At 63.3% G+C, this 21713-nt stretch carries 22 protein-coding genes; 3 read left to right on the top strand and 19 right to left on the bottom strand.

All coding sequences use genetic code 11. The features are described from left to right. Nucleotides 1-35 precede the first annotated feature (35 nt). Nucleotides 36-995, top strand: a complete 960-nt coding sequence (locus H7C86_RS07000; RefSeq protein ID WP_182261297.1) for an AraC family transcriptional regulator — start codon at nucleotides 36-38, stop codon at nucleotides 993-995. Between the two features lie 21 nt (nucleotides 996-1016). On the opposite strand, the gene H7C86_RS07005 is transcribed toward H7C86_RS07000, so the two are convergent. From H7C86_RS07005 to H7C86_RS07070, 14 genes are all read right to left on the bottom strand, one after another. Next, nucleotides 1017-1439 carry a rhodanese-like domain-containing protein gene (locus H7C86_RS07005; protein WP_003945445.1) on the bottom strand — a complete coding sequence of 141 codons (423 nt, stop codon included), beginning with the start codon at nucleotides 1437-1439 and terminating at the stop codon, nucleotides 1017-1019. After that, nucleotides 1436-1954, bottom strand: coding sequence for a cysteine dioxygenase family protein (locus H7C86_RS07010; protein ID WP_019746792.1), 519 nt, complete (start codon nucleotides 1952-1954; stop codon nucleotides 1436-1438). Before H7C86_RS07010 ends, H7C86_RS07005 begins: the two co-directional genes overlap by 4 nt. Nucleotides 1955-2215: 261 nt before the next feature. Further along, nucleotides 2216-3031, bottom strand: a complete 816-nt coding sequence (locus tag H7C86_RS07015) for a type III pantothenate kinase (RefSeq protein WP_019746791.1) — start codon at nucleotides 3029-3031, stop codon at nucleotides 2216-2218. 3 nt (nucleotides 3032-3034) lie between these two features. Continuing rightward, nucleotides 3035-3481, bottom strand: a complete 447-nt coding sequence (gene panD, locus H7C86_RS07020; protein WP_092765436.1) for an aspartate 1-decarboxylase — start codon at nucleotides 3479-3481, stop codon at nucleotides 3035-3037. A gap of 27 nt (nucleotides 3482-3508) precedes the next feature. Then, on the bottom strand, nucleotides 3509-4441 hold the full coding sequence (gene panC, locus H7C86_RS07025; protein ID WP_170320391.1) for a pantoate--beta-alanine ligase: 933 nt from the start codon (nucleotides 4439-4441) through the stop codon (nucleotides 3509-3511). After that, a complete protein-coding gene (locus H7C86_RS07030; protein WP_019746789.1) occupies nucleotides 4434-5375 on the bottom strand; it encodes a Rossmann-like and DUF2520 domain-containing protein in 942 nt (313 codons plus the stop codon). Before H7C86_RS07030 ends, panC begins: the two co-directional genes overlap by 8 nt. 110 nt (nucleotides 5376-5485) lie before the next feature. Beyond that, the gene (locus tag H7C86_RS07035) at nucleotides 5486-6598 is read right to left on the bottom strand and encodes a DUF6779 domain-containing protein (RefSeq protein ID WP_182261298.1); all 1113 of its coding nucleotides are present in this window, start codon (nucleotides 6596-6598) and stop codon (nucleotides 5486-5488) included. A 68-nt stretch (nucleotides 6599-6666) separates the two neighbouring features. Further along, the gene (locus H7C86_RS07040) at nucleotides 6667-7134 is read right to left on the bottom strand and encodes a DUF3180 domain-containing protein (RefSeq protein WP_153213529.1); all 468 of its coding nucleotides are present in this window, start codon (nucleotides 7132-7134) and stop codon (nucleotides 6667-6669) included. A 17-nt stretch (nucleotides 7135-7151) separates the two neighbouring features. After that, on the bottom strand, nucleotides 7152-7655 hold the full coding sequence (folK, locus tag H7C86_RS07045; protein WP_182261299.1) for a 2-amino-4-hydroxy-6-hydroxymethyldihydropteridine diphosphokinase: 504 nt from the start codon (nucleotides 7653-7655) through the stop codon (nucleotides 7152-7154). After that, on the bottom strand, nucleotides 7652-8017 hold the full coding sequence (gene folB, locus H7C86_RS07050; protein ID WP_042950643.1) for a dihydroneopterin aldolase: 366 nt from the start codon (nucleotides 8015-8017) through the stop codon (nucleotides 7652-7654). The genes folK and folB overlap by 4 nt, the downstream gene beginning before the upstream one ends. A gap of 1 nt (nucleotide 8018) precedes the next feature. Continuing rightward, the gene (folP, locus tag H7C86_RS07055) at nucleotides 8019-8879 is read right to left on the bottom strand and encodes a dihydropteroate synthase (RefSeq protein ID WP_182261312.1); all 861 of its coding nucleotides are present in this window, start codon (nucleotides 8877-8879) and stop codon (nucleotides 8019-8021) included. 5 nt (nucleotides 8880-8884) lie between these two features. Continuing rightward, complete coding sequence (gene folE / locus H7C86_RS07060; protein ID WP_019746783.1) at nucleotides 8885-9502, bottom strand: GTP cyclohydrolase I FolE; 618 nt, start codon at nucleotides 9500-9502, stop codon at nucleotides 8885-8887. Nucleotides 9503-9561: 59 nt separating this feature from the next. Continuing rightward, nucleotides 9562-12111: an ATP-dependent zinc metalloprotease FtsH gene (gene ftsH / locus H7C86_RS07065; RefSeq protein WP_182261300.1), complete on the bottom strand. Its 2550-nt coding sequence runs from the start codon at nucleotides 12109-12111 to the stop codon at nucleotides 9562-9564. 267 nt (nucleotides 12112-12378) lie between these two features. Next, complete coding sequence (locus H7C86_RS07070; RefSeq protein ID WP_007727006.1) at nucleotides 12379-13026, bottom strand: FadR/GntR family transcriptional regulator; 648 nt, start codon at nucleotides 13024-13026, stop codon at nucleotides 12379-12381. Between the two features lie 99 nt (nucleotides 13027-13125). On the opposite strand from H7C86_RS07070, the gene H7C86_RS07075 reads away from it, so the two are divergent. Together H7C86_RS07075 and H7C86_RS07080 are read left to right on the top strand one after the other, a co-directional pair. Next, entirely contained in the window at nucleotides 13126-14466 is a 1341-nt protein-coding gene (locus H7C86_RS07075; RefSeq protein WP_003945503.1) for an SLC13 family permease, read from the top strand. 28 nt (nucleotides 14467-14494) lie between these two features. Continuing rightward, entirely contained in the window at nucleotides 14495-15904 is a 1410-nt protein-coding gene (locus H7C86_RS07080; protein WP_182261301.1) for an acyl-CoA synthetase, read from the top strand. Between the two features lie 358 nt (nucleotides 15905-16262). Here H7C86_RS07080 and H7C86_RS07085 read toward each other — a convergent pair whose 3' ends face one another. The 5 genes from H7C86_RS07085 to dacB all read right to left on the bottom strand — a co-directional run bounded on the left by H7C86_RS07085 (nucleotide 16263) and on the right by dacB (nucleotide 21677). Further along, complete coding sequence (locus H7C86_RS07085; protein ID WP_029537491.1) at nucleotides 16263-16877, bottom strand: DUF2510 domain-containing protein; 615 nt, start codon at nucleotides 16875-16877, stop codon at nucleotides 16263-16265. A 781-nt stretch (nucleotides 16878-17658) separates the two neighbouring features. Next, entirely contained in the window at nucleotides 17659-18213 is a 555-nt protein-coding gene (gene hpt, locus H7C86_RS07090) for a hypoxanthine phosphoribosyltransferase (protein ID WP_019746778.1), read from the bottom strand. A 3-nt stretch (nucleotides 18214-18216) separates the two neighbouring features. Continuing rightward, entirely contained in the window at nucleotides 18217-19194 is a 978-nt protein-coding gene (tilS, locus tag H7C86_RS07095) for a tRNA lysidine(34) synthetase TilS (RefSeq protein WP_182261302.1), read from the bottom strand. Beyond that, nucleotides 19195-20268, bottom strand: coding sequence for a zinc-dependent metalloprotease (locus H7C86_RS07100; protein WP_182261303.1), 1074 nt, complete (start codon nucleotides 20266-20268; stop codon nucleotides 19195-19197). Further along, a complete protein-coding gene (gene dacB / locus H7C86_RS07105) occupies nucleotides 20268-21677 on the bottom strand; it encodes a D-alanyl-D-alanine carboxypeptidase/D-alanyl-D-alanine-endopeptidase (RefSeq protein WP_029254401.1) in 1410 nt (469 codons plus the stop codon). Before dacB ends, H7C86_RS07100 begins: the two co-directional genes overlap by 1 nt. Nucleotides 21678-21713 lie beyond the last annotated feature (36 nt).

Below are 21713 nucleotides of genomic sequence, written 5' to 3' on the forward strand. Positions count from 1 at the left end.
TCGCAAAAACATACGTCAGCGTCTACCGTCGAAACATGGATGCATTGTCGATGATGCTGGCCGGATCGCGGGCGGAGGGCGCTTTTCTGCTGCGCTCGCTGCTCGATCCACCGTGGTCATTACGTATCGAGGACCACGCACCGATCACCGTGCTGGTTCTGGTTCGCGGAAGCGCAGTCGTCGTCTCCGACACCGGACAGACAGAAGATCTCGAGGCCGGCGACATTGCACTCCTGCGCGGCCCCGACCCCTATACGGTCGCCGATCACCCGGGCACGTCAGTCCACGTACTCATCGACGAGGCACAAAACTGCGCCGCAGTCGACGGATCGCCACTCGAGGACATGTCGGTTCTCGGCGTTCGCACCTGGGGCAACTCGACCAGTGGCCAGACCGTCATGCTCACGGGCACATACCGTTTGGACTCCTATGTCAGCCGTCAGATCCTCGACAGCCTGACACCCGTCGCGGTAGTGCGACGCAGCATCGAAACAGCGCCGATGACAAACCTTCTGGAACAACAGATCGCCGCCGACGGGCCAGGGCAGGAAGTGTTGCTGGACAGGCTCCTGGACCTGGTCCTGATCTCGGCGGTCCGTACGTGGTTCGCCGAGAACCCGAATCGATCACCGCGATGGATCAAGGCCTACGAGGATCCCCTCATCGGGCATGCCTTGCGGCTCATACACAATCGGCCGAAACACCCCTGGACGGTCGCGAGCCTGGCCCAGGAGTCCGGCAGTTCACGAGCAGCCTTCGCGCGCCGGTTCACCGGTCTCATGGGGATCGGACCCGTCGGCTATCTGACCGAGTGGCGCTTGTCGGTGGCGGCAGATCTACTCGCAGACCCGGCACGAACGGTGTCCTCGATCGCGCGAGAAGTGGGCTACTCGAGCCCCTTTGCGCTCACGACGGCCTTCACCCGCCATCACGGTATGAGCCCGAAGATTTACCGCCAGACCCGCTGTGCGCCTTTATTAACCGCCCGCGGTTAATAAAGGCGCACAGCAAATACCTCAATGAGCCGAAACCGCCGCCAACTCGCGGGAGCAATGACGCACTCCGCTGAGCGCACCCAGCAGTCCGGCGGCCTTGATCGCCTGGTACCCGCCCACGAGATCGGTTGCCTTGTGCAGACCCAACTGCTGCAACGACGCTGCGGCCAGGCTCGAGGTGTAGCCCTCGGAGCAGACGATTACCCACTCGACGTCGTGGTCGGTGGCCAACGCGAGGTGTGCGCTGCTGGTGGGGTCGAGTCGCCACTCGAGAACGTTTCGCTCGATCGCGAGTGCACCGGGGAGAGTTCCCTCGATGGCGCGCTGCGCCTGCGGGCGAATGTCGACGAAGATCGCCCCGCGATGGAAGGCTTCGGTGAGCTGGAAGACGTACATACGATCGATCTGTGCGCGAGCGTCGTCGAGCATTTGGTCGATGGTCATTTGGTGCCCCCCTCGGGCAGGTCGGTCAGCTCGGTACGGGTGCGACGAAGAGTCCGGTGATCCGTCACTTCGTAGAAGGACATTGCCGTCAGCGGCGGTGAGTAGGCGTGAACACTCAGAGTCGGTGCATCAGAGCTGATTTCGATCGGAGCACCAGGCACATCCGTCGAACGCACGACATCGTGAACCCAGCCGAGCGGGAAAGAAGCCTGATCGCCGGCGTCGAGCTGGCGTTCCACCAGGGCGTCACCGGCCCAACGGAATTCGGTGAGAGAACCACTGAGGACGGTCAATGCGCCGAACGAACCTGCGTGGTCGTGCAATTCGGTGTTGCGTTCGGGTACCCAGCTGATGAGCCACACATCGACGTCGTCGTCCGCATGTAGGCGAGTGGACCAACGATCGAGCGTCGGGAAGGCGTCGGGAATGAGGTGGTCGAAACGGCCGTCGAGCACGCCGTTCGCTCCCTCGTCGGTCAGTCGCAGCAAATCGGCCGGGCGAAGGCGGGTAGGCAACGACGCACCACTCGGACGGCGTCCGGACGCCCCACGATTAGCGCTACGACCTGCGGAAACAGCACGATCAGCAGCGAGAGTAGGGGTCAAAACAGAGAGATCTGCAGAATATGTGGATAGCACGAGCTAGCTCCAAGGAATGTGAATTGGTCAAGGCAGCGGTCAGCCTCGACAACACTCCTGAGCACCCATGCAGCGATTCACGAGCACCATTGTGGCATAACTTTTGCAATCGCGAAACTGCTGGAACGAAACCATCGATCAGGCGACCGGTCGTCGACCGGATCCACGACGCGCCTGATTGCGCTCGAAGACCAACCTCAGCCCCTCGAGAGTGAGGTCCCGTTCGAGGTGATCGATAGTGTCGGATTCGGGAATGATCAGCGGTGCGCTGTCCCCGGTTGCGATCACGGAGACGTCGTCACCACCGAACTCCGGCAGTTCGTCGCGTACGCGGTTGACCAATCCGTCGACGAGGCCGGCAAAGCCGAATACCGCACCGGACTGCATGCATTCGACGGTGTTCTTGCCGACCACCGAACGCGGGCGCACCAATTCGACCTTGCGCAGCGCAGCGGACTGCGACGCCAAGGCATCGGTCGAGATCTCGAGTCCGGGCGCGATGCAGCCGCCCAGAAACTCACCCTTGGCGGAAACGACGTCGACACAGGTCGACGTACCGAAGTCCACGACAATGCACGGACCCTCGTAAAGATGGTGAGCGGCAAGACTGTTGACGATCCGGTCGGCTCCCACCTCTTTGGGGTTGTCCACCAGCAGTGGCACACCGGTGCGAATACCCGGTTCGACCACCACGTGGGGAACGTGACCCCAGTACCGCTCCAGCATCACGCGGATTTCACGCAAGACGGACGGCACTGTCGACAGCGCCGCAACGCCGGTGATCTCATCGACATGAGTACCCAACAGCCCTCGGAAGGTCAACGCCAACTCGTCGGCAGTCATCCGAGGGTCGGTTCGCATTCGCCAGTCCTGCAACAGCTTCGAATACTCACCAGTCCCGGAAAACAACCCCAGAACGATATTGGTGTTCCGCACGTCGACCGTGAGCAGCATGGATTACACCAGGCTGGATTCGCGCGAGGCCTCGAGTGTCGACAGCATGCGCGGGGTGATCAGACCCGAACCCTCCGGCGCGTGAGCCGGGTCTGAGCCGAGTTCGATCTGCTTGTTGTGGGCATCGACGAAGACGACGCGCGGGGAGTATTCCTTGACTTCCTGCTCGTTCATCACGCCGTAGGCGATGAGGATTACCAGGTCGCCCGGCTTGACCAGATGCGCTGCCGCACCGTTGATTCCGATGACACCGGTTCCGCGCTCGCCGGCGATGACGTACGTCTCGAGACGCGCACCGTTGTCGATGTCGACGATGCACACCTGTTCACCCTCGAGGAGGTCTGCGGCGTCCATCAGATCCTGGTCGACGGTGACGGAGCCGACGTAATGCAGGTCGGCGTGAGTCACGGTGGCGCGGTGGATCTTCGACTTCATCATTGTGCGAAACATATCTAGGTCCTTACTCGTGAAAAGTGCTCAGTGAGACAGCAGGTCGTCGATGGCGTCGGCGGATGGGTCGGTGTCACGCTCGAGGAACCCGGTTCCCACCGCGACACCGACGTTGTCGATCAAACGGGTGGTTCCGAGCTTGGCGGCCACCAACAGTCGGCCGTCACCTCTCTCGGGCGCGGGGCCCAGATCGACGCCCCGAACCTCGAGGTAGTCGACCTCGATTTCCGGAACAGCTGCCAGAACAGCGCGTGCGGTTTCCAGAATTGCTTCCGCTCCCCCGGACGCCGCGTGTGCACCGGCGATCAGAGCAGCGGACAGCGCGACCGCTGCGGCGCGCTGGCCCTCGTCGAGGTAGCGATTGCGAGAGGACAACGCGAGGCCGTCGAACTCGCGGACCGTCGGAACTCCGATGATCTGTACATCGAAGTTGAGATCCCACACCATCTGACGGATGAGCGTCAGCTGCTGGTAGTCCTTCTCACCGAAGTACGCGTGATTGGGTGCCGCGATCTGGAGCAGCTTCGCCACAACCGTCAGCATTCCGGCGAAGTGAGTGGGGCGCGCTCCGCCTTCGAGTTCGCTACCCAACGGGCCCGGCACGATGGTGGTGCGCTGGCCCCGCGGGTACATCGTCTTGGCGCTCGGCGCGAACACCAATTCGACGCCCTCGGCGCGAAGCAGGTCGAGATCCGCATCGAGAGTGCGCGGGTACGCGTCCAGGTCTTCGCCCGCACCGAACTGGAGCGGGTTCACGAAGATGGAAACGATCACGACGGCGCCGGTGACCTTGGCCTGACGAACCAATTCGATGTGGCCGGCATGCAACGCACCCATCGTCGGAACGAGCGCCACCTGACGCCCGACACCTCGCAGTGCCCGCGAGACGCGCCGAAGCTTGTCCGGATCGTGGTGCACCGTCAGTTCGCCGCGCTTGTATCCGCCCTGCAGATCACTCACGACGGTCACCTCCCGTTTCAGTCAAGATGTCGAACAATTCGGTGGGGGCGCCCACCCGCTGGGCCGATCGCAAGGACATCGCCCGATAGCCGGCAGCGAGCTCCGGATCCAGTTCTGTCAGTACGCGCAAATGTGTGTCGACGGCAGCAGCGTCGCCGCGTGCCACCGGACCGGTCAACGCCGAGGGACCGCGTCGTAGCGCGTTGTCCAAGGCTGCCGACAGCAGCGGCTGCAGGACACGCTCGGCCACTCCACCCGGATCTCCGTCGACCAACTGTTGACCGAGCAGCTCGTCACCTTGCAACGACGCTCGCAGCGCCTCGACGGCGTCGACCACGAGCGTGACCAGGTGATTACTGCCGTGAGCCAGTGCCGCGTGGTAGAGCGCTCGGTTCTCCTCGCGCACTCGGACGGGCTCGCCGCCGATCTCGAGGACCAGTGACTGCGCGATCGCGTAACCGATATCGTCGGCAGCAGTGATTCCGAAGCATGCAGACGACAGCCGTGCGGTGTCCTCGTCGTGACCGGTGAACGTCATCGCCGGATGGATAGCCAAGGGCAGCGCGCCGAGTTCGGTGAGCGGAGTCAGGATCGCGATGCCGTTGGCACCGGACGTGTGGGCGACGAGCGTGCCCGGCTTGACGGCTTGGGTGGCCGCGAGACCTCGCACAAGATCCGCAAGCTGGTCGTCAGGAACGGCAAGAATCAGCAGTTCGGAGCGAGCTGCGACGTCGGCGGCCGGAAGAATTTCGGTATCGGGAAGCCGCTTCACAGCGCGGGCGACCGAGGCACTGGAGACGGCGGAGCAAGCGCTGACAACATGACCGGCTCGCTCCAATGCGGCACCGACAGCTGTTCCGACCCGTCCTGCTGAGACAATTCCTACCGTCAATCGCGCAGGTGCAGGCCCATTAGTGATCCCGAAGGAAGTCACCGGATTCCTCTCGTTCGTTCCAGTCCCGCTCGGCGGGTACCAGACGTTCTGCGTCCGAGGATAACCTTCGCCCGAACCGTCATGCCATGACCGGGCGAGTGATCTGCGACTCAGTCCTCTCGGCGACGACGTCGACCGGAGCCTTCGGACGGGTTGTTCGAACTCAGGTTCGCCATTATTTCGGCGACGGTCAATCCGTTGGAATGAGCACCGCTCGCGGCATCTTCCGGAGCGGCACGGCGACGACGGCGCGGCTCTGCGTCAGGCTCCGCAGCGGGTTCAGCTTCCGTGACAATCTCGGGAACAACCTCGGGCGCCTCTTCGACGACAGCGTCTTCGATGACGGCGTCTTCGATGTTCGGGGCCTGGGCGGGAGCCTTGACTTCAGGCTCGACGGGCGCGACCGGCTCCGGATCCTTCTCCACCGGAACGTCTTTCACCGTTCGTGACTGTGTGGAACCCGCCGGGGAACTCTTCGGTGCCTGGTTCCCGCTCTGATTCTGTGGCTTCTGCGTCTCTTGAGGCTTCTGCGTCTCTTGTGGCTTCTGCGTCGGGATGACGCGCGGCGCCACGAAGCTGCTGTCACGCCACGACGTCTCAGCGAACACGACGGTTGTCTCAGCAGTCACCGGATCGTCGTTGGGCGATGCCAAGCCGCCGACGTTCGGTGCCGGTTGGCTGGGTCCGTTCTGGCCGGCGCCGGGAACGTACAACCCCGACGGTGCCGGCTGGTACGCGCCGTACGAACTACCGCCAAGTTCCGGTACTCGCGTGGAATCGGTCTTGAGCGCGGTCTGTTCGGGCAGCAGTCCACCTTCGAACAGTGCTTCGAGGTTTCGGCGCAGCGCCACCAATTCGGCGCGCAGCCCGGCCAGTTCCTCCGCGTCCGCGGTCACCTCACGTCGCACGCGACCTTCGACGCTCAGTTCGTACTCACGTCGAGCCGAAATTTCACGTTCGAGCTGCAGTTCGTACACGGTCTGCAGATCGGCAACCTTGGCTTTGTCCAGTGCCGACTCACGCCGATACTTGGTCATGGCGATAGCGCCGAGGGTGGCTGCCCACAGAGCGACGACCAGTCCCACCCGAAGAAGCTGAACGCTGTTGCTGAAGATCAGAAACAGCGAAGCAATGACAGCAAGTGCCAGAAGAGCAGCAATGATCATCTGGCTCGCGCTGCGCTTGCTTCGGCGCGCAGACTTCGATCGACCAGAATTTGTCATGGTTGCCAGGGTACTTGCCGAGACCGGGGTCGCCACGTACCTCGGTGGGTGATTTGCCGACCAGGCTGTCAGTGCGCGGGCTCGTCAGGTGTATCTTCCGGCGTCTTGCAACAATGTTCGAGCCACAGAGCTGCCGCTACCAGCGCAATTGCGGCGCCCAACCCCACCCACGCGCCCGGCGTGTCGGAGGCTGCGGCCTGCAGAACCGAGCGCTGTGGGATGAGATACACCAGCACTCCGACCCAGACACCGACGGTAGCTGAACCGACCAAAGCGGATGCTTTGGCCAATGCCAGCGCTCGGGCGGCGGTGATGGGATGAAGCTGTCTGAGCCCGTCTCCGACCTGACGGTTCTTGACGCGTGAACGAATAACAAAAGCGAAGACGGCCTCGGCAACGGCCACGAAGTACAGCGACGCTCCCGCATAAACGGGGATGGGCGGCATCGAACCGTAGAACACGCGAATCAGAATCCAGGTGGCCACGGCCGCCACTGCGGCGAGTACCGCGAGTTCACTGATCCGGGTCGGCTTCAAACCCTTGTCGTTTTCGGTCACCGCGCAAGCACCACATCGGTAATGCGGACACCTTCGCGCTCAGTGCGATCGAGGCCGTCGAGAATTTGTGCCACCGGCAACTTCTGGCCGTCGACGATCAGCGTCGCGTCAGGCTCGACGTCCAGCCAGGGAACGAGAACGAATGCCCGAAGATGCGCGCGCGGATGCGGAAGTGTGAGCACGGGATCGGAACTGACGACGCCTTCGCAATCGACCACGTCCACGTCCAGGCTCCGTGGCCCCCACCGCTGTTCGCGCACCCGGTCTGCAGCTTCTTCGAGAGCTTGCGACCGGCGAAGCCACTCAGCGGCGTCGGCCTGGGGATCGTCGACCACCACCACCGCGTTGAAGAAATCCTGCTGCTCGACGCCACCCCACGGCGCCGTCGAGTAGACCGGTGAGACAGCAACGACGGCGCTGCCCAACCCGTCGACAACGGACTGCAGGTGAGCCACGCTGTCGCCGATGTTGGAACCGATCGACAGAACAGCGCGCGTCATGCCGATCTGGTCCGATGTGCGACGACGGCGACGTCCGCAAAAACCAGCGGAATCGGTGCCGACGGTTTGTGGACCACGACCTCGACGCTCTCGACTCGCAAATCTTTCATGACGTCGTCGGCGATCTCAGCGGCGACGGTCTCGATGAGATCGCGCGACGGGCCGGCGACGATGGCTGCGGCGGCTTCCGCCAACTCGCCGTAGTGCAGGGTATGGGTCAGATCGTCCGACGCCGCGGCGGGAGCCAAGTCCATCCAGACGGTGATGTCGATGAAGAAGTCCTGACCGTCACGCTTCTCGTGGTCGAACACTCCGTGATTGCCGCGAACCTTCAGCCCGCGCAATTCGATTCGGTCCCCCATGTCAGGCCCTTTCTCGTCCACGGTTCCAGGCGTCGACCACGGCAATGGCGTCGAGCGAGGCTTGTGCGTCGTGCACCCGAACTCCCCAGGCGCCCTCACATGCTGCAAGGGCCGAGACCACGGCCGTCGCAGTCTCGCGGCCACCAGGCGGACGGGGATTGCCGTCGGGATCGCTGAGCAGAGACCCCAGGAATCGCTTGCGGGAAGCGCCGACCAGTATCGGGAATCCGGTCGCGTTGAACTCGGGTAGTGCACGCAACAGGGCCCAGTTGTGGTCGGCGTTCTTCGCGAACCCGAGGCCGGGGTCGAGGATGATCGACGACGAATCGACCCCTGCTTTCAACGCCAGATCGACCTGCGACAGCAGTTCGTCTCGGACGTCGCGGACCACGTCGTCGTAGTGATCGGCGCTGCCACGATGGACGTAGTCACCGGCCGAGCGCCAATGCATGAGGATCCAGGGCACTCCGGCGTCGGCCACTACGGATGCCATGTCGGGGTCTGCGCGACCGCCCGATACGTCGTTGACGATGCCTGCGCCCGCTTCGATCGCGGCGGCGGCGACGGAAGCACGCATCGTGTCGACGCTGACGCGAATTCCGGCTGCCACGAGTTCTTCGATCACCGGGGCAATACGGTCCGCCTCGAGTTTCGGATCGACGCGGGTGGCTCCGGGGCGCGTCGACTCGCCGCCGACATCGACGATATCGACGCCTATGCGTTGCAGTTCGAGCCCGCGAGCGATCGCCGCGTCACGATCGAGAAATTGACCACCGTCGGAAAACGAATCGGCGGTGACGTTCAGAATCCCCATCACGACCATCCGGGCCGGATCGCTACCTGCAACGGGAGCCGCGGACATCTCGCTCACTTACGAAGGATGAGGTCCAGCGCTTCGGACCGTGAGGCCGCGCTGGATTGCAGGAGCCCACGAACCGCTGACGTGGTCGTGCTGGCTCCAGGCTTGCGGATACCGCGCATCGCCATGCAGAGGTGCTCGGCTTCGATGACGACGATGGCTCCACGCGGGTCGAGCTTGCGCATCAAAGCATCCGCGATCTGACTGGTCAGGCGTTCTTGAACCTGCGGACGCTTGGCGTACAGATCGACGACGCGCGCGAGCTTCGACAAACCGGTGACCTTGCCCGACTTTCCCGGGATGTAGCCAACGTGAGCAACACCGTGGAAGGACACCAGGTGGTGCTCGCACGTCGAGAACATCGGAATGTCTCGCACGAGCACCAATTCCTGGTGACCCTCGTCGAAAGTTGTGTTCAACGCGTCGTCGGGCTCGGAGTACAGACCCGCGAAGATCTCCTTGTACGAGCGCGCAACCCTGGCCGGCGTATCGAGCAGGCCTGGGCGCTCCGGATCTTCACCGACCGCGATCAACAATTCCCGTACGGCAGCCTCTGCCCGCGCCTGATCGAACGGGCGGCCCGTTCCGAGCGACACCAGTTCACTGGCCACATCATTCACCGACAACCGAACTCTCCTCGAGAATTGTTCACAGGTCCCCCGCCGCAGAGCCTAGTGGCGCAAGGTCAGCGGGATCCGTCCGGTCCGTCCCAGCGAGCGGTGCTCGGGCCGTCGTCCTCAGCCGAATGATGCGGCGGCGGAGTCTGCGGCTGTTCCGGTGCGGGGCTCTGCCACTGGTTTTCGCCGGTCGGGTTTCCCCGGTTCGGATCGGCGAAGGGTCCACCGTCCGGGTACTGCACCGGGTAGTCGGGCTGCGCGGGGTAACGGCGGCCGGGGTGCGGCTGCTCGGGGTACGCCTGCTGTCCCGGGTGCGGTTGACCGTACTGCCCCTGATCGGGCTGGGGCTGACAGTGTTGGGGCTGACCGTACTGGCCCTGCGACTGGTTCGGCGGGGTCGGATTCTGTCCACCGGTGTACCCACCCGACTGCTGTCCGGGGTACGTCGGCGACGGGTTCTCACGCGGAGGCCAACCCGGTGCCGACCATCCGGCGGGCGCTCCGTAGTCGGGTGTTCCCGGTTGCGGAGTCTGCTGCGGAGCACTCGGCTGCGGGTACGAGGGCTGTGCGTAGCCGTTCGAGGGTCCCTGGTTGCCGTTGTTGGGGAGACCACCGTTGTTGGGGACACCGCTGTTGGGTGCGCCTGCCTTGACGAGAACAGGTGCAGCAGCGGGCTCCGGCCACGTTTCGCCGCGCTCGATCGCGAGTTCGCGAGGAGTCTTCACCGGCGGACGATCCGAAGGCGTGCGCCCACCGAAATCGTTGAAAGCCGTGATACGCGGACGCTTTTCGACGCCGGCAAGGATCTTCTCGAGGTCCTTGCGAGTCAACGTCTCACGCTCGAGCAGTTCGGTAGCGATGAGGTCGAGCGCATCGCGGTACTCGTTGAGGATGGCCCACGCTTCGGTGTGCGCCGCCTCGATGAGGTTGCGCACCTCCTCGTCGATTTCGCGGGCGATCTCGTGCGAGTAGTCGGACTGAACGCCCATCGAACGGCCGAGGAACGGATCCCCGCCCTCCTGTCCGTAGCGAACCGCGCCGAGCTTGGCACTCATGCCGTATTCGGTGACCATCGCGCGTGCGATCTTGGTCGCCATGTCGATATCGGACGACGCTCCGGTGGTGGGCTCGTGGAACACCAACTCCTCGGCGGCGCGTCCACCCATTGCCATGACGAGACGAGCGATCATCTCGGAACGCGTCATCAAACCCTTGTCGTCTTCGGGCACGGTCATCGCGTGACCGCCGGTGCGACCGCGAGCGAGGATCGTGACCTTGTAGACCGGCTCGATGTCAGGCATTGCCCAAGCAGCCAGCGTGTGACCGCCCTCGTGGTACGCCGTGATCTTCTTCTCGTGCTCGCTGATGATGCGACTCTTACGCCGCGGTCCACCGACAACACGGTCCACCGATTCCTCGAGTGAGGCTTCGGTGATGACGGTCCCGTTTTCGCGTGCGGTGAGCAACGCAGCCTCGTTGATGACGTTGGCAAGATCGGCGCCCGACATTCCGACGGTCCGCTTCGCGAGGCCTTCGAGATCGGCGTTGGGATCGATCGGCTTGCCCTGCGAGTGCACTCGCAGGATCGCACGGCGACCGGCGAGGTCGGGGGCGCCGACCGGAATCTGGCGATCGAAGCGTCCCGGACGCAGCAGTGCGGGGTCGAGGATGTCGGGGCGGTTGGTTGCGGCGATCAAGATGATGCCGGTGCGATCACCGAAGCCGTCCATCTCGACGAGCAGCTGGTTGAGCGTCTGCTCGCGCTCGTCGTGTCCGCCGCCCAGTCCTGCGCCGCGCTGACGACCGACTGCGTCGATCTCGTCGACGAAGATGATGCAGGGGCTGTTCTGCTTGGCCTGCTCGAACATGTCGCGAACACGCGAAGCACCGACACCGACGAACATCTCGACGAAGTCCGAACCGGAGATGGTGAAGAACGGGACGCCGGCTTCGCCTGCGACAGCGCGAGCGAGCAGCGTCTTACCGGTTCCGGGAGGGCCGTACAGCAGCACACCGCGCGGAATCTTGGCGCCGAGCGCCTGGTAGCGAGCCGGGTTCTGCAGGAAGTCCTTGATCTCGTACAGCTCTTCGACAGCCTCGTCCGCACCGGCGACGTCGGCGAACGTGGTTTTCGGCATGTCCTTGGTGAGCTGCTTGGCCTTCGACTTACCGAATCCCATGACTCCGCCGCGACCACCGCCGCCCTGCATCCGGTTCATGACGAAGAAGAAGATGCCGAACAGAATGATCATCGGCAGCACGAACAGAAGGATCGACGTCAGCCAACTCTCCTGAGTGACCGTCGTGTTGAACTTGTCCGCTCCGGCGCCTTCGACCTTGTCGAAGATCTGCTCCGACGCACTCGCGGGGTACTTCGCCAGGATCTGCGTCTTACCGTCGGTGGCGTCGTTGCCGTTCTTGAGCCACAGACGAACCTGCTGCTCACGGTCGTCGATCTGCGCCGACTCAACATTCTTGGCGTCGAGTTGGGAGATCGCGACCGAGGTGTCGACGGTCTTGAAGTCGCGGGTGTCGTTGCTGAAGTAGCTGAAGGCATAGATCACCAACAGCACGACGGCTACGAGTAGCACGTTACGGAACACAGTCTTACGGTTCATACAGGTCGGCCGATGTGGCCGGTCCTTTCGAGAGTGCGGGTCTGCCAGGTCGCCTTCCGGCTGCCAACCGGACACCTGCAGGTTACCGCGATCGGCCCCATCGATGCCCGCCAGCGGCCGTGCCGCTTGGTTGGAACGGTCGTCACTGTGTTCAACGTGCGCATTGCCGATCAGGTTCCCGGGCTACGTCGCAGCACAGTTTCCTGTGAGCGAACATGCTCATAGTGGTTATCGTGCGCTTTTCCGACGCTCGTCCGTCGTTATTCGTCAGGCCGTTTCGGAGAGGATTCCCGCAACAGCGTCAGCGGCGCCCGATTGGTCACCGTCGATGATCCGGTGCGCGAGCTGATCGAGTCGCGCAGACAGTCGCGCCGAGGACTCGGGCACGTCCGCCTGCTTGGCGATGGTGTCGTCGAGATCAGCCAATAAGCCGCCACCGGCCAGGTGCCTGACGCAGCGCCATGTCTCGGCGAAGTTTCTCGCGGTCCCGTCGTCGGTCAACATCGCGACCCGAAGCGCAGCGTTGGGATTCGACGCCGCCGCCCGAGCCAGGCCGGCCATGATCGCTTCCCTGGCAGCAGTCAGTTCGTCGACAGTTCGGTCTTGCAACCGCACTCCCGAATCCGCAGACCTACCCGCGTCGGGCGTGGGAGCTTCGCGAATCACCGCTCCGTTACCGTGCTGAATTTCCACTCTGCCTCGAATCTCGAGGGCCACGAGCGCTTGAGCCAGCGACGCTCGACTGACGCCGAGTTCGGCAGCCAGGCTGCGTTCGGGAGGAAGCCGATCGCCGGGCGAAAGGCCTTGAGCCTCGATGAAATTCGAAATGTGCTCGGCCAACTGCTCATACAGACGCGGACGCTTCAATCGTCCGGGCAGGCCCGAGCGCGAGCCGGGCGATGACGTCGAATTCATGCCTCGGAGTGTACTTGACAAATGGAGCAGTGGCAGAGAGGCTAGGCCAATTCCAAGTGATGCAGACCACAAGCTGGTCGCGAACGGATTGAGAGTTCGATGGCAAATGTCATAGCCCTGTCAGTACTTGTCCTGGTGTTCGTCATATCCACCGTGAGGTCGGTGAACATGGGTGCGCTTGCCCTGGTGGCTGCCTTCGTCGTCGGAACACTGGTCTTCACTGTCGATACCAGCGAGATCCTCGACGGCTTCCCGGCCAGCCTCTTCGTCATCCTGGTCGGCGTCACCTACCTGTTCGCGCTGGCCAGAAACAACGGCACGGTCGACTGGATCATTCACGCGGCGGTCCGTGCGGTCAGAGGACGAGTGGCCCTCGTGCCGTGGGCGATGTTCGCGGTGTGCGCGGCCGTCACCGCCATGGGCGCGGTCAGTCCCGCTGCCGTCGCCATCATCGCGCCCGTGGCAATGGGCTTCGCCACCCGCTACCGGATCCACCCCATGCTGATGGGCTTCATGGTCGTCCAGGGCGCAACGGCGGGCAGCTTCTCCCCCATCGGAATCTTCGGTGTGATCACCAACGACGTCATGCGCCAGAACGGCCTCCCGTCCAGCCCGGCCTTGCTGTTCGTCTCGACCTTCGCGGCCGCAGCCGTTGTTGCCGCAATCGCGTACGTCTCGTTCGGCGGTCGCGCATTGATTGCACGCGGCGCCTCGGAGCGCGTGCTCGTCAGCGCAGTCGGCAACGCGTCGGGCGGTGGCGACACCATCACCGGTTCGGGTTCCGGCGACAGCTCGAAGGGTGGCGGCAAGTCCTCGGGTGGGACCGCTCCGCACGAGGGAGCACTCAATCTCGAGCGGCGACTCACCCTGCTCGGGCTGGCATCACTTGCACTCGGCGCCTTGGTCTTCGACCTCGACGTCGGATTCACCGCACTGACCGTCGCGGTACTTCTCACCCTGATCTTCCCGGCCTCCGCCCGCGGAGCCGTCGACAAGATCAGCTGGGGCACCGTCCTCCTCATCGGCGGAATCGTCACATACGTGGCCCTATTGCAGAACCAAAACACCGTCCAGTGGCTCGGGGATTCGGTAGCTCACGTGGGCATTCCACTTCTCGCGGCGTTCCTGATCTGTCTGATCGGCGCGATCGTGTCGGCGTTTGCATCCACCACCGGAATCCTCGGTGCACTCATCCCTTTGGCAATTCCCTTCCTCATGACCGGCCAGGTCAATGCAACCGGCCTGGTTATCGCACTGGCAATCTCGTCGTCTCTGGTCGATTGCAGTCCGTTCTCGACCAACGGCGCGCTGGTGGTGGCGAACGCCGCTCCGGAAGAACGCGACGTGGTGTTCGGGCTGACGATGCGGTGGGGCATGACCATCATGGTGGTGACGCCGATTCTCGCCTGGTTGCTGTTCGTTGTTCCCTGGTCCGTCTGAATCTTCGCTCAAAGAAAGGGAACTCGCGATGAACAGCGAATCCACACTTCTGCGCTCCCTCGACCCCCGCATCTTCGACGATCACGGAGCGGCGGTCAGTTTCGGCGAAGGCGCGACCCTCTCTCGCGCCGACTTGTTGGCCGCCGCCACCGCGGTCGCCGATCGAATCCACGGTGCACAGCGAGTGGCAGTACAAGCCGCCGCCGGCCTCGAGACAGTGGTCGCCGTCGCTGGCGCGCTGATCGCCGGTGTTGCCGTGGTCCCGATCCCACCGGACTCCGGCCCGCTCGAACGTCAGCACATCATCGCCGATTCCCAGGCCGAACTGATACTCGGAGACGGACCGTCGGATTCGAGTATCCCGTTGATTCCCATCGATATTCACGCGCGATCTGCGACGTCCTATCCCGAACCGAGCGCGGCAGCTACCGCACTGATCATGTACACCTCAGGAACCACCGGAGCGCCGAAAGGCGTCGTCCTCTCGCGAGCAGCGATCGCAGCAGATCTCGACGCACTTGCCCACGTGTGGAATTGGACTCCGGAGGACACACTCGTCCACGGACTGCCCCTCTTCCACGTCCATGGGTTGATTCTCGGCGTGTTGGGCGCCTTGCGCGTCGGTTCACCGCTGATTCATACCGTCAGACCAACTCCGGATTCGTATGCCGCAGCGGGTGGCTCGTTGTACTTCGGTGTTCCGACCGTCTGGTCACGCGTGTGCGGTGAGCCCTCGGCGGCAGCAGCATTGCGATCCGCGCGCTTGCTCGTGTCCGGAAGTGCACCACTTCCGGTTCCATTGTTCGAGCGGATGAAATCGCTGACCGGATTGGCTCCCGTCGAGCGCTACGGAATGAGTGAAACCCTCATCACCGTCAGCACGACGCACGACGGCGAACGTCGCCCGGGTTGGGTCGGGCACGCCGTTCCGGGAGTCAGGACGAGGTTGCGCGGCGAGAACGGCGAATTGTCGGCGCACGACGGAGAGCAGCTTGGGCAACTGGAAGTTGCGGGAGCCGTGCTCTTCGACGAGTACCTCGGCAACCCCTCGAAGACAGCGGAATCCATAACCGAGGACGGCTGGTTCCGCACCGGCGACATCGCGGTGATCGACGACAGCGGATTCCACCACATCGTCGGCCGCGAGTCGGTCGACATGATCAAGTCCGGTGGATACCGCATCGGTGCAGGCGAGGTGGAACAGGCACTTCTGGCATACCCCGGCGTTCGCGAGGCCGCCGTCGTCGGTGTGCCGGACGACGACCTCGGCCAACGCATAGTCGCATTCATCGTCGGGGACGTAGCTGACTGCGCGGTGGTTTCGGACTTCGTCGCCGAATCACTGTCGATCCACAAGCGCCCTCGTCAGGTTTGTCTGGTGGACAGCTTGCCCCGCAACGCTATGGGCAAAGTCCAGAAGAAGCTGCTGACGCTCTGAAGGCAACTCGCTTGCGCAATCGACGCGGTGCGGTCGTGAGTTCTGCACGACCGCACCCGATACCAGCATCGAGACGGCGGTACAGCACCGATGCGCCTCAAGGTTCTCACTCGCACTCGCACAGTTTGCCGCCAGGCTGCCCCGTCACTCGCGGAAGTCTTTTCGTTTTCACGAATCGCCGAGGACCCGATCGCACCCTCTACGAGGATGGTTACCTTGCCAGCTCCCTGCGTAGGTCAAAGTCAGCCATCAACCTTGAAACCAAACGAAGCTGAGCTAGATAACTACCTACCGCCCGTGAACTCGATTGCAGCATCTCTTCGACGGTAAGCGTCCAAGGGATTCGATGCCTTACGAATCAGGGCTTCCCAAGTCCGTAGGTGAACTCTCCAGAACTCCAGTTCATCGTCGCGTGGTACTTGTATCCACTCATCATGCCGTCGCCCTTATTCTCGTTGGCTGCGAAGCACTCAAAGACCGTGGTTTTTTCAGATAGGTCATCAGTCGAACCACCCCCGACAGGGGAACAGGACACCGAAATAATCGGACCGTCCATAAACCCTTTCGTAACGTGATCCTCAGCCATTGTCTTGACGCTGCTTTCAATATTGGTCACCGCCAAGATACGTCGGGCGCGTTCGCTAGCATCCTTACTCTCCTGAGCGGATTTTTCGGCGGCAACGCGGGCAGCTTCTTCATCGGCCGCCAACTGAACCGCCGCTGCCGCTGCATCCCGCTCAGCCTTCACGTTGGAATCATGGGACAGTTTCCAGACTGTCCCGCCGACCGCCGCGAGAAGAACAATCGCCAGCGCCGCTATCAAAACCTTCTTCGGTGGCCGCTTTCGCGATGTGGGCGAGTCCTTCGAATCCGGCGCAGGCAGGGGTAGCCACTTTGTCCCATCCCAGTAACGTTGACCGCCCGCTGGATCTGGGTACCAGCCCGCGGGTATCTGGTCAGATGGCTCGGACATCGTCGTGCTCCTTCATTCCTGGATAGAACCGATCACACTGGTGGGTGTGGTTGGAAATTGCCAAAATTAGCGAATCTGTCCCATCCATAAATCTTGAATGCAACGCGTTCGGGACCGGTCCGCTGAAACGGATTTCGTTAGTTCAATCAGAATAGAGAGTGATACCGACAAACCGTCCAGTTTTGGAGATCGAGCGCCACCCTATCGGAACAAAGGACGAGCCTTGGACCTACTACCTCGCCTTTTCCAGAACGAAACTCACCTAACCGCAGCACCTAGTCGGCGAGTACCCCGACTTCAGCCGTACGCCGTCGATGAACTTGCCAGCACGGCCAAAATATGAGGAGCCGTCGAAAGCGCATCGCTACGCCTACCATCGGCGATTGATCGAGAGATCAATCCGTCGACGCGGAATTTGCGTGTTTTATGGGTACGTTCAAGCATCGCGGCTTGTCGGAGACACGTGACATCGCCATGCTTCGAGTCTGTGGCCGTAGCCGTAGCCGTGGACACGTCAGCAGGAACTTCGAGATGCCTCAACGGAAATCGCCGGGACACCATTCGCTGATCTGCGAATTGAACCACTTCACAGCAATTTAGTATGCCACGCAGGGATGCAGCTGCGTTATCCACGTCAGTTCACAACTCGGAAATCAAATCCATCCCGATCCCAACACAAAACTGGAACGAACCGCTCAGCGCCCCGACACGAAACCATTTGGAGCACGACGATGTCTTGCCCAGGGTCCGCGCCTGAGCCGCACTCCAGGCGCGAGCAGGCTCAGCCGCCGTAGACCTCAGGGTCCAGGGTGCCGATGTACGGCAGATCGCGGTACCGCTCGGCGTAGTCGAGGCCGTAACCGACGACGAACTCGTTGGGGATGTCGAAGCCCACGTCGCGGACGTCGACGTCGATCTTGACGGCGTCCGGCTTGCGGAGCAGGGTGACGACCTCGAGCGAAGCGGGATTGCGCGTCTTGAGGTTGCGCATCAACCACGACAACGTCAGGCCCGAGTCGATGATGTCCTCGACGATCAGCACGTGGCGACCGGCGATGTCCTTGTCGAGGTCCTTGAGGATGCGGACGACGCCCGAAGACGAGGTCGAGGATCCGTAGGAGCTCACGGCCATGAATTCCATCTGCGACGGGATCGGCAGGGCGCGGGCGAAGTCGGTCATGAAGAAGACCGCTCCCTTGAGGACGCCGATCAGCAGGAGATCCCCTTCGGGGGCGCCTGCCGGGTAACGCTTGGCGATTTCCTCAGCCAGTTCCGCCGTTCGTGCACGGATCTGTTCTTCGGAGATCAGTACCGATGCGATGTCGCCCTCGTACACGCGTCAAACCCTTCGTCGGTCTTCGAATCCGAGGATCAGCCTGCCACGTCGCCGGGCCGCCACCAACCTCGCCTCCGGTGTTCCGCCCCCGATCGCGACGCCGCCTTGCCCCCGCCAGTCGGTCACCAGGGCGTCGACTGCGCGTAACTGTTTGTCCGTCAATGCTTTTGCGCCGCCCTGCAGCAGCCAGGCCCGTAGAGCACGTCGACGGATTGCGGTGGGGGCTTCGGCAAGTGTGTCCACTTCCACTTCTTCGTCGACGACAACCCGTAGGAGTAGGGCCTCGGCGTACTCGTCGAGCGCCTCGCCGTCCTCACGTAACTGCGTCGCGGTCCGGGCCAACGCCTCGGGAACTCCCCCGCCGAGAATTTCTTCGAGTAGCGGCAACGCCTCGTGCCGCAGACGGACACGAGTGAACTCGGGATTGTTGTTGTGCGGGTCCTCCCACGGCGTGATTCTCAGGTCGACGCAGGCCGCCCTGGTCACCGATCGACGGATGCCGAGCAGCGGCCGTCCCCAGGGGGCGTCGAATGCCGCCATACCCTGAATCGATCGCCCACCGGACCCGCGGGACAGTCCGAGAAGGACGGTCTCTGCTTGATCGTCGAGCGTGTGTCCGAGCAGAACCGGGAGGTCAGTCCTGGCGTCGCGCAGGGCGTTGTACCGAGCCTCACGCGCTGCGGCCTCGAGACTCCCACCTTCGGCTACGTCGACGGTCAGCACCGTCGCGGTCCGGCAACCCAGCGCCAGCGCCTGGTCTGCGGCCGAGCGCGCGACGGCATCAGAACCAGGCTGCAGCCGATGGTCCACGATCAACGCGTCGACCGAATCGGCTTCCGCTACCGCTGCTGCGGTCAACGCCAATGAATCGGCGCCCCCGGACAGGGCGACGACCACACGGCGTCGTGGCTCGAATGCGAGCGTCCACGCCCGCACAGCCTGTCGCAGCGCCAGTAGGGCAGGCGTCTCAGGCAGCAGCATCTAGCCGAGAACGCGCTTTACCCACGCGTCGGGATTGTCGATCTCGTCGAGCAACGGCAAGGTCTCGGGCCCGGTCCAGATGGTGTTGAACTGCTCCATGCCGACCTTGAGAACTACCGCGTCGACGAAGGCCTTGCCGCGTACGTACTGCGCCATCTTGGCGTCCATGCCGAGAAGCATCTTGATGATCCGCTGCACGGGGTTGGACTTGCGCTGCCGACGCTTGTCGAAGGCCGCGCGGATAGTTGCCACCGACGGCACCACGGCGGGGCCGACGGCGTCCATCACGTGGTCTGCATGCCCTTCGAGGAGAGTGCCGAGTACGAGCATCCGATCCAGCGCGTCACGCTGGGGTTCCGCCTGCGAAGCACGCAGCAGGCCGATGATCCCGCCCGCCGTCGCACCGTCACTGGAGTCGGGTTCCTTCCGCGAGCGCAGCTCTGCAGCAAGGCGCCCGACAACGTCGGTCATCGACTCGTCCACCGTCGCACCAAGCGTTTCGACGGATTCCTTCATGTACTCCGCTAGCCACGGTGAGGACGAGAACTGAACCCGGTGAGTGACCTCGTGCAGGCAGACCCACAACCGGAAGTCACTCGGGTTCAGCCGAAGGGACCGTTCGACGGAGACGATGTTCGGTGTGACCAGAAGCAGGGTGCCGTGCTCGCCGGTGAACGGGTCGTACTGCCCGAGGATCGCCGAAGACAGGTACGCCAGCATGGCGCCGGCCTGCAAGCCCGCCGGCTTTCCGACGATGAGATTGCCACTGCCGTCAGGGTCGGCGCCGGTGAGATGCGCCATCGACCGCGAGGCCGCCGTGATCCACCCGGCCCGGTCCAGCACGTCAGCGCCCGGGACCGGTAGACCGTCGGCCAAACCGGTCACTTCACGAACCGGCAGTTCTGCGCGCTTGGACGCTTCGGCGAGTTCTGCGGTTGCCGTCTCGGCCGTGTAGCGAGACATCGCGGGGCCGCCGCGCGCCAGTTTTATCCCGGCTTTGGCGGCAAGACTCCAGTCGACGGCACCACCGAGCGGAGCCGAGGCTTCATCATCTTGTGGAGTCTTTTCGGCCACTATTGGCACCCGCAATTCCTCAATGCTCCGGCAATCGCGTCCAGGGCAGGACGGCTCACTTCTGGCGGCCGGTCATTGGACATCAGTGCGAAGGTGAGCACTCGCCCGTTCTGATCGACCACGAACCCTGACAACGCGCTGGCCGTCGAGAGAGTTCCCGTCTTGGCCCGTACCCAACCCGCACCGGTTCGGTTTCCGGACGCGTAGCGGTCGGACAAACTTCCTGTTCCGCCGGCCACCGGAAGGTAGTCCAGCAGCGGACGCAGTTTCGGATCACCGTCACCGGCCGCCGCCGTCATGACGCGATCGAGTACCTGAGCGGGAATGAGATCGTCGACGGAAAGTCCGCTGGAATCGTGCAGCGAAACTCCGGTGTAGTCGAACCCGGCGGCCTGCAAGGTCTTGCCGGTCGCGTCGACGGCTCCGGTGAACGAGGCTTCGATTCCGGAGGCAATCGCGACCTCACGCCCGATGGTCTCGGCGAGCACGTTGTCGGAATGTTCCATCATCTGCAGCAGTCGGTCGCTCAGCGGCGCCGACTGCACGGTGGCGATCGGCTTGGCACCGGCAGGCGCCGCGCCGAGACTCACGTTGGCGGGATCGACACCGAGGGCCTGAGCGAGCACCTTGCCCGCGTCCAACGCGGGCGTTTCCGAACGCGGCGACTCGTCTTGAGTGCCGTCGTACCGACCACCTTCGATCATCACCGATTCGATCGGGGTGATGTAACCGGCCGCGATGTCAGCGGGGAACCACCCGGTGGCCATGTTGTCGCCCTTGAACAAGCTCGAGTCCACCACGACGCTGGTTACCGGCGTACCGGCAGCCTTGATCTGGTCGACGAGATCCGCGATGTGAGCAGCATTGGCGTAGTACCCGCTCTGCCCCTTCGGCGTCGCCGTCAGCGTCGGGTCACCACCGCCGACCAGAACGACCTGCCCGGGGCTCGCTCCGGGGACCACCGTCGTGGCCAGCCTGTGGTCGAGCGGCAGCTTCAGCAGTGCCGCCGATGCGGTCAGCACCTTCGTCGTGGACGCAGGCGTCATCGGCGTCGACGGGTCTGCGCTCCACAGAATGTTTCCGGTGAGCGCATCAGCGACAACTCCGGTGAACTTCCCCAGATCCGGGTTGGCCACGGCCGGGCCGATCGCCGCTGCGATTCCCGACGCGCTCGGGATCGGTGCGTCCGTCGGGACGGGCACCACCTGAGGTGACGGCGTCACGAGCGCAGGCTGCGGCGACGTAGTCACGGTCGCGCTGCCGGCTGTGTCGTTCGACGTACCGAGTTTCACGACGACAACTCCGGCGACGGCCAGTACAACCACTGCACCGACCGCCAGAAGGATGCGGAAGTTACGCCGTCGACTCTCTTCCAACGAGCCGATCTTCTTCTTTCCTTGGCCCGCCAACGCCCCTCCGTCTGTGCTCTGCCTACTGGGTGGTCA

The organism is Rhodococcus sp. UFZ-B548 (assembly GCF_903819475.1).
GTDB lineage: Bacteria > Actinomycetota > Actinomycetes > Mycobacteriales > Mycobacteriaceae > Rhodococcus_F > Rhodococcus_F erythropolis.

Bases quoted from the DNA above. Each gene is read 5' to 3' on its own strand.
- H7C86_RS07000 (WP_182261297.1), top strand. From the start codon at position 36: ATGGATGCATTGTCGATGATGCTGGCCGGATCGCGGGCGGAGGGCGCT.
- H7C86_RS07005 (WP_003945445.1), bottom strand. From the start codon at position 1,439: ATGACCATCGACCAAATGCTCGACGACGCTCGCGCACAGATCGATCGT.
- H7C86_RS07015 (WP_019746791.1), bottom strand. From the start codon at position 3,031: ATGCTGCTCACGGTCGACGTGCGGAACACCAATATCGTTCTGGGGTTG.
- panD (WP_092765436.1), bottom strand. From the start codon at position 3,481: ATGTTTCGCACAATGATGAAGTCGAAGATCCACCGCGCCACCGTGACT.
- H7C86_RS07035 (WP_182261298.1), bottom strand. From the start codon at position 6,598: ATGACAAATTCTGGTCGATCGAAGTCTGCGCGCCGAAGCAAGCGCAGC.
- folK (WP_182261299.1), bottom strand. From the start codon at position 7,655: ATGACGCGCGCTGTTCTGTCGATCGGTTCCAACATCGGCGACAGCGTG.
- folB (WP_042950643.1), bottom strand. From the start codon at position 8,017: ATGGGGGACCGAATCGAATTGCGCGGGCTGAAGGTTCGCGGCAATCAC.
- folP (WP_182261312.1), bottom strand. From the start codon at position 8,879: ATGTCCGCGGCTCCCGTTGCAGGTAGCGATCCGGCCCGGATGGTCGTG.
- ftsH (WP_182261300.1), bottom strand. From the start codon at position 12,111: ATGAACCGTAAGACTGTGTTCCGTAACGTGCTACTCGTAGCCGTCGTG.
- H7C86_RS07070 (WP_007727006.1), bottom strand. From the start codon at position 13,026: ATGAATTCGACGTCATCGCCCGGCTCGCGCTCGGGCCTGCCCGGACGA.
- H7C86_RS07075 (WP_003945503.1), top strand. From the start codon at position 13,126: ATGGCAAATGTCATAGCCCTGTCAGTACTTGTCCTGGTGTTCGTCATA.
- H7C86_RS07080 (WP_182261301.1), top strand. From the start codon at position 14,495: ATGAACAGCGAATCCACACTTCTGCGCTCCCTCGACCCCCGCATCTTC.
- H7C86_RS07085 (WP_029537491.1), bottom strand. From the start codon at position 16,877: ATGTCCGAGCCATCTGACCAGATACCCGCGGGCTGGTACCCAGATCCA.
- tilS (WP_182261302.1), bottom strand. From the start codon at position 19,194: ATGCTGCTGCCTGAGACGCCTGCCCTACTGGCGCTGCGACAGGCTGTG.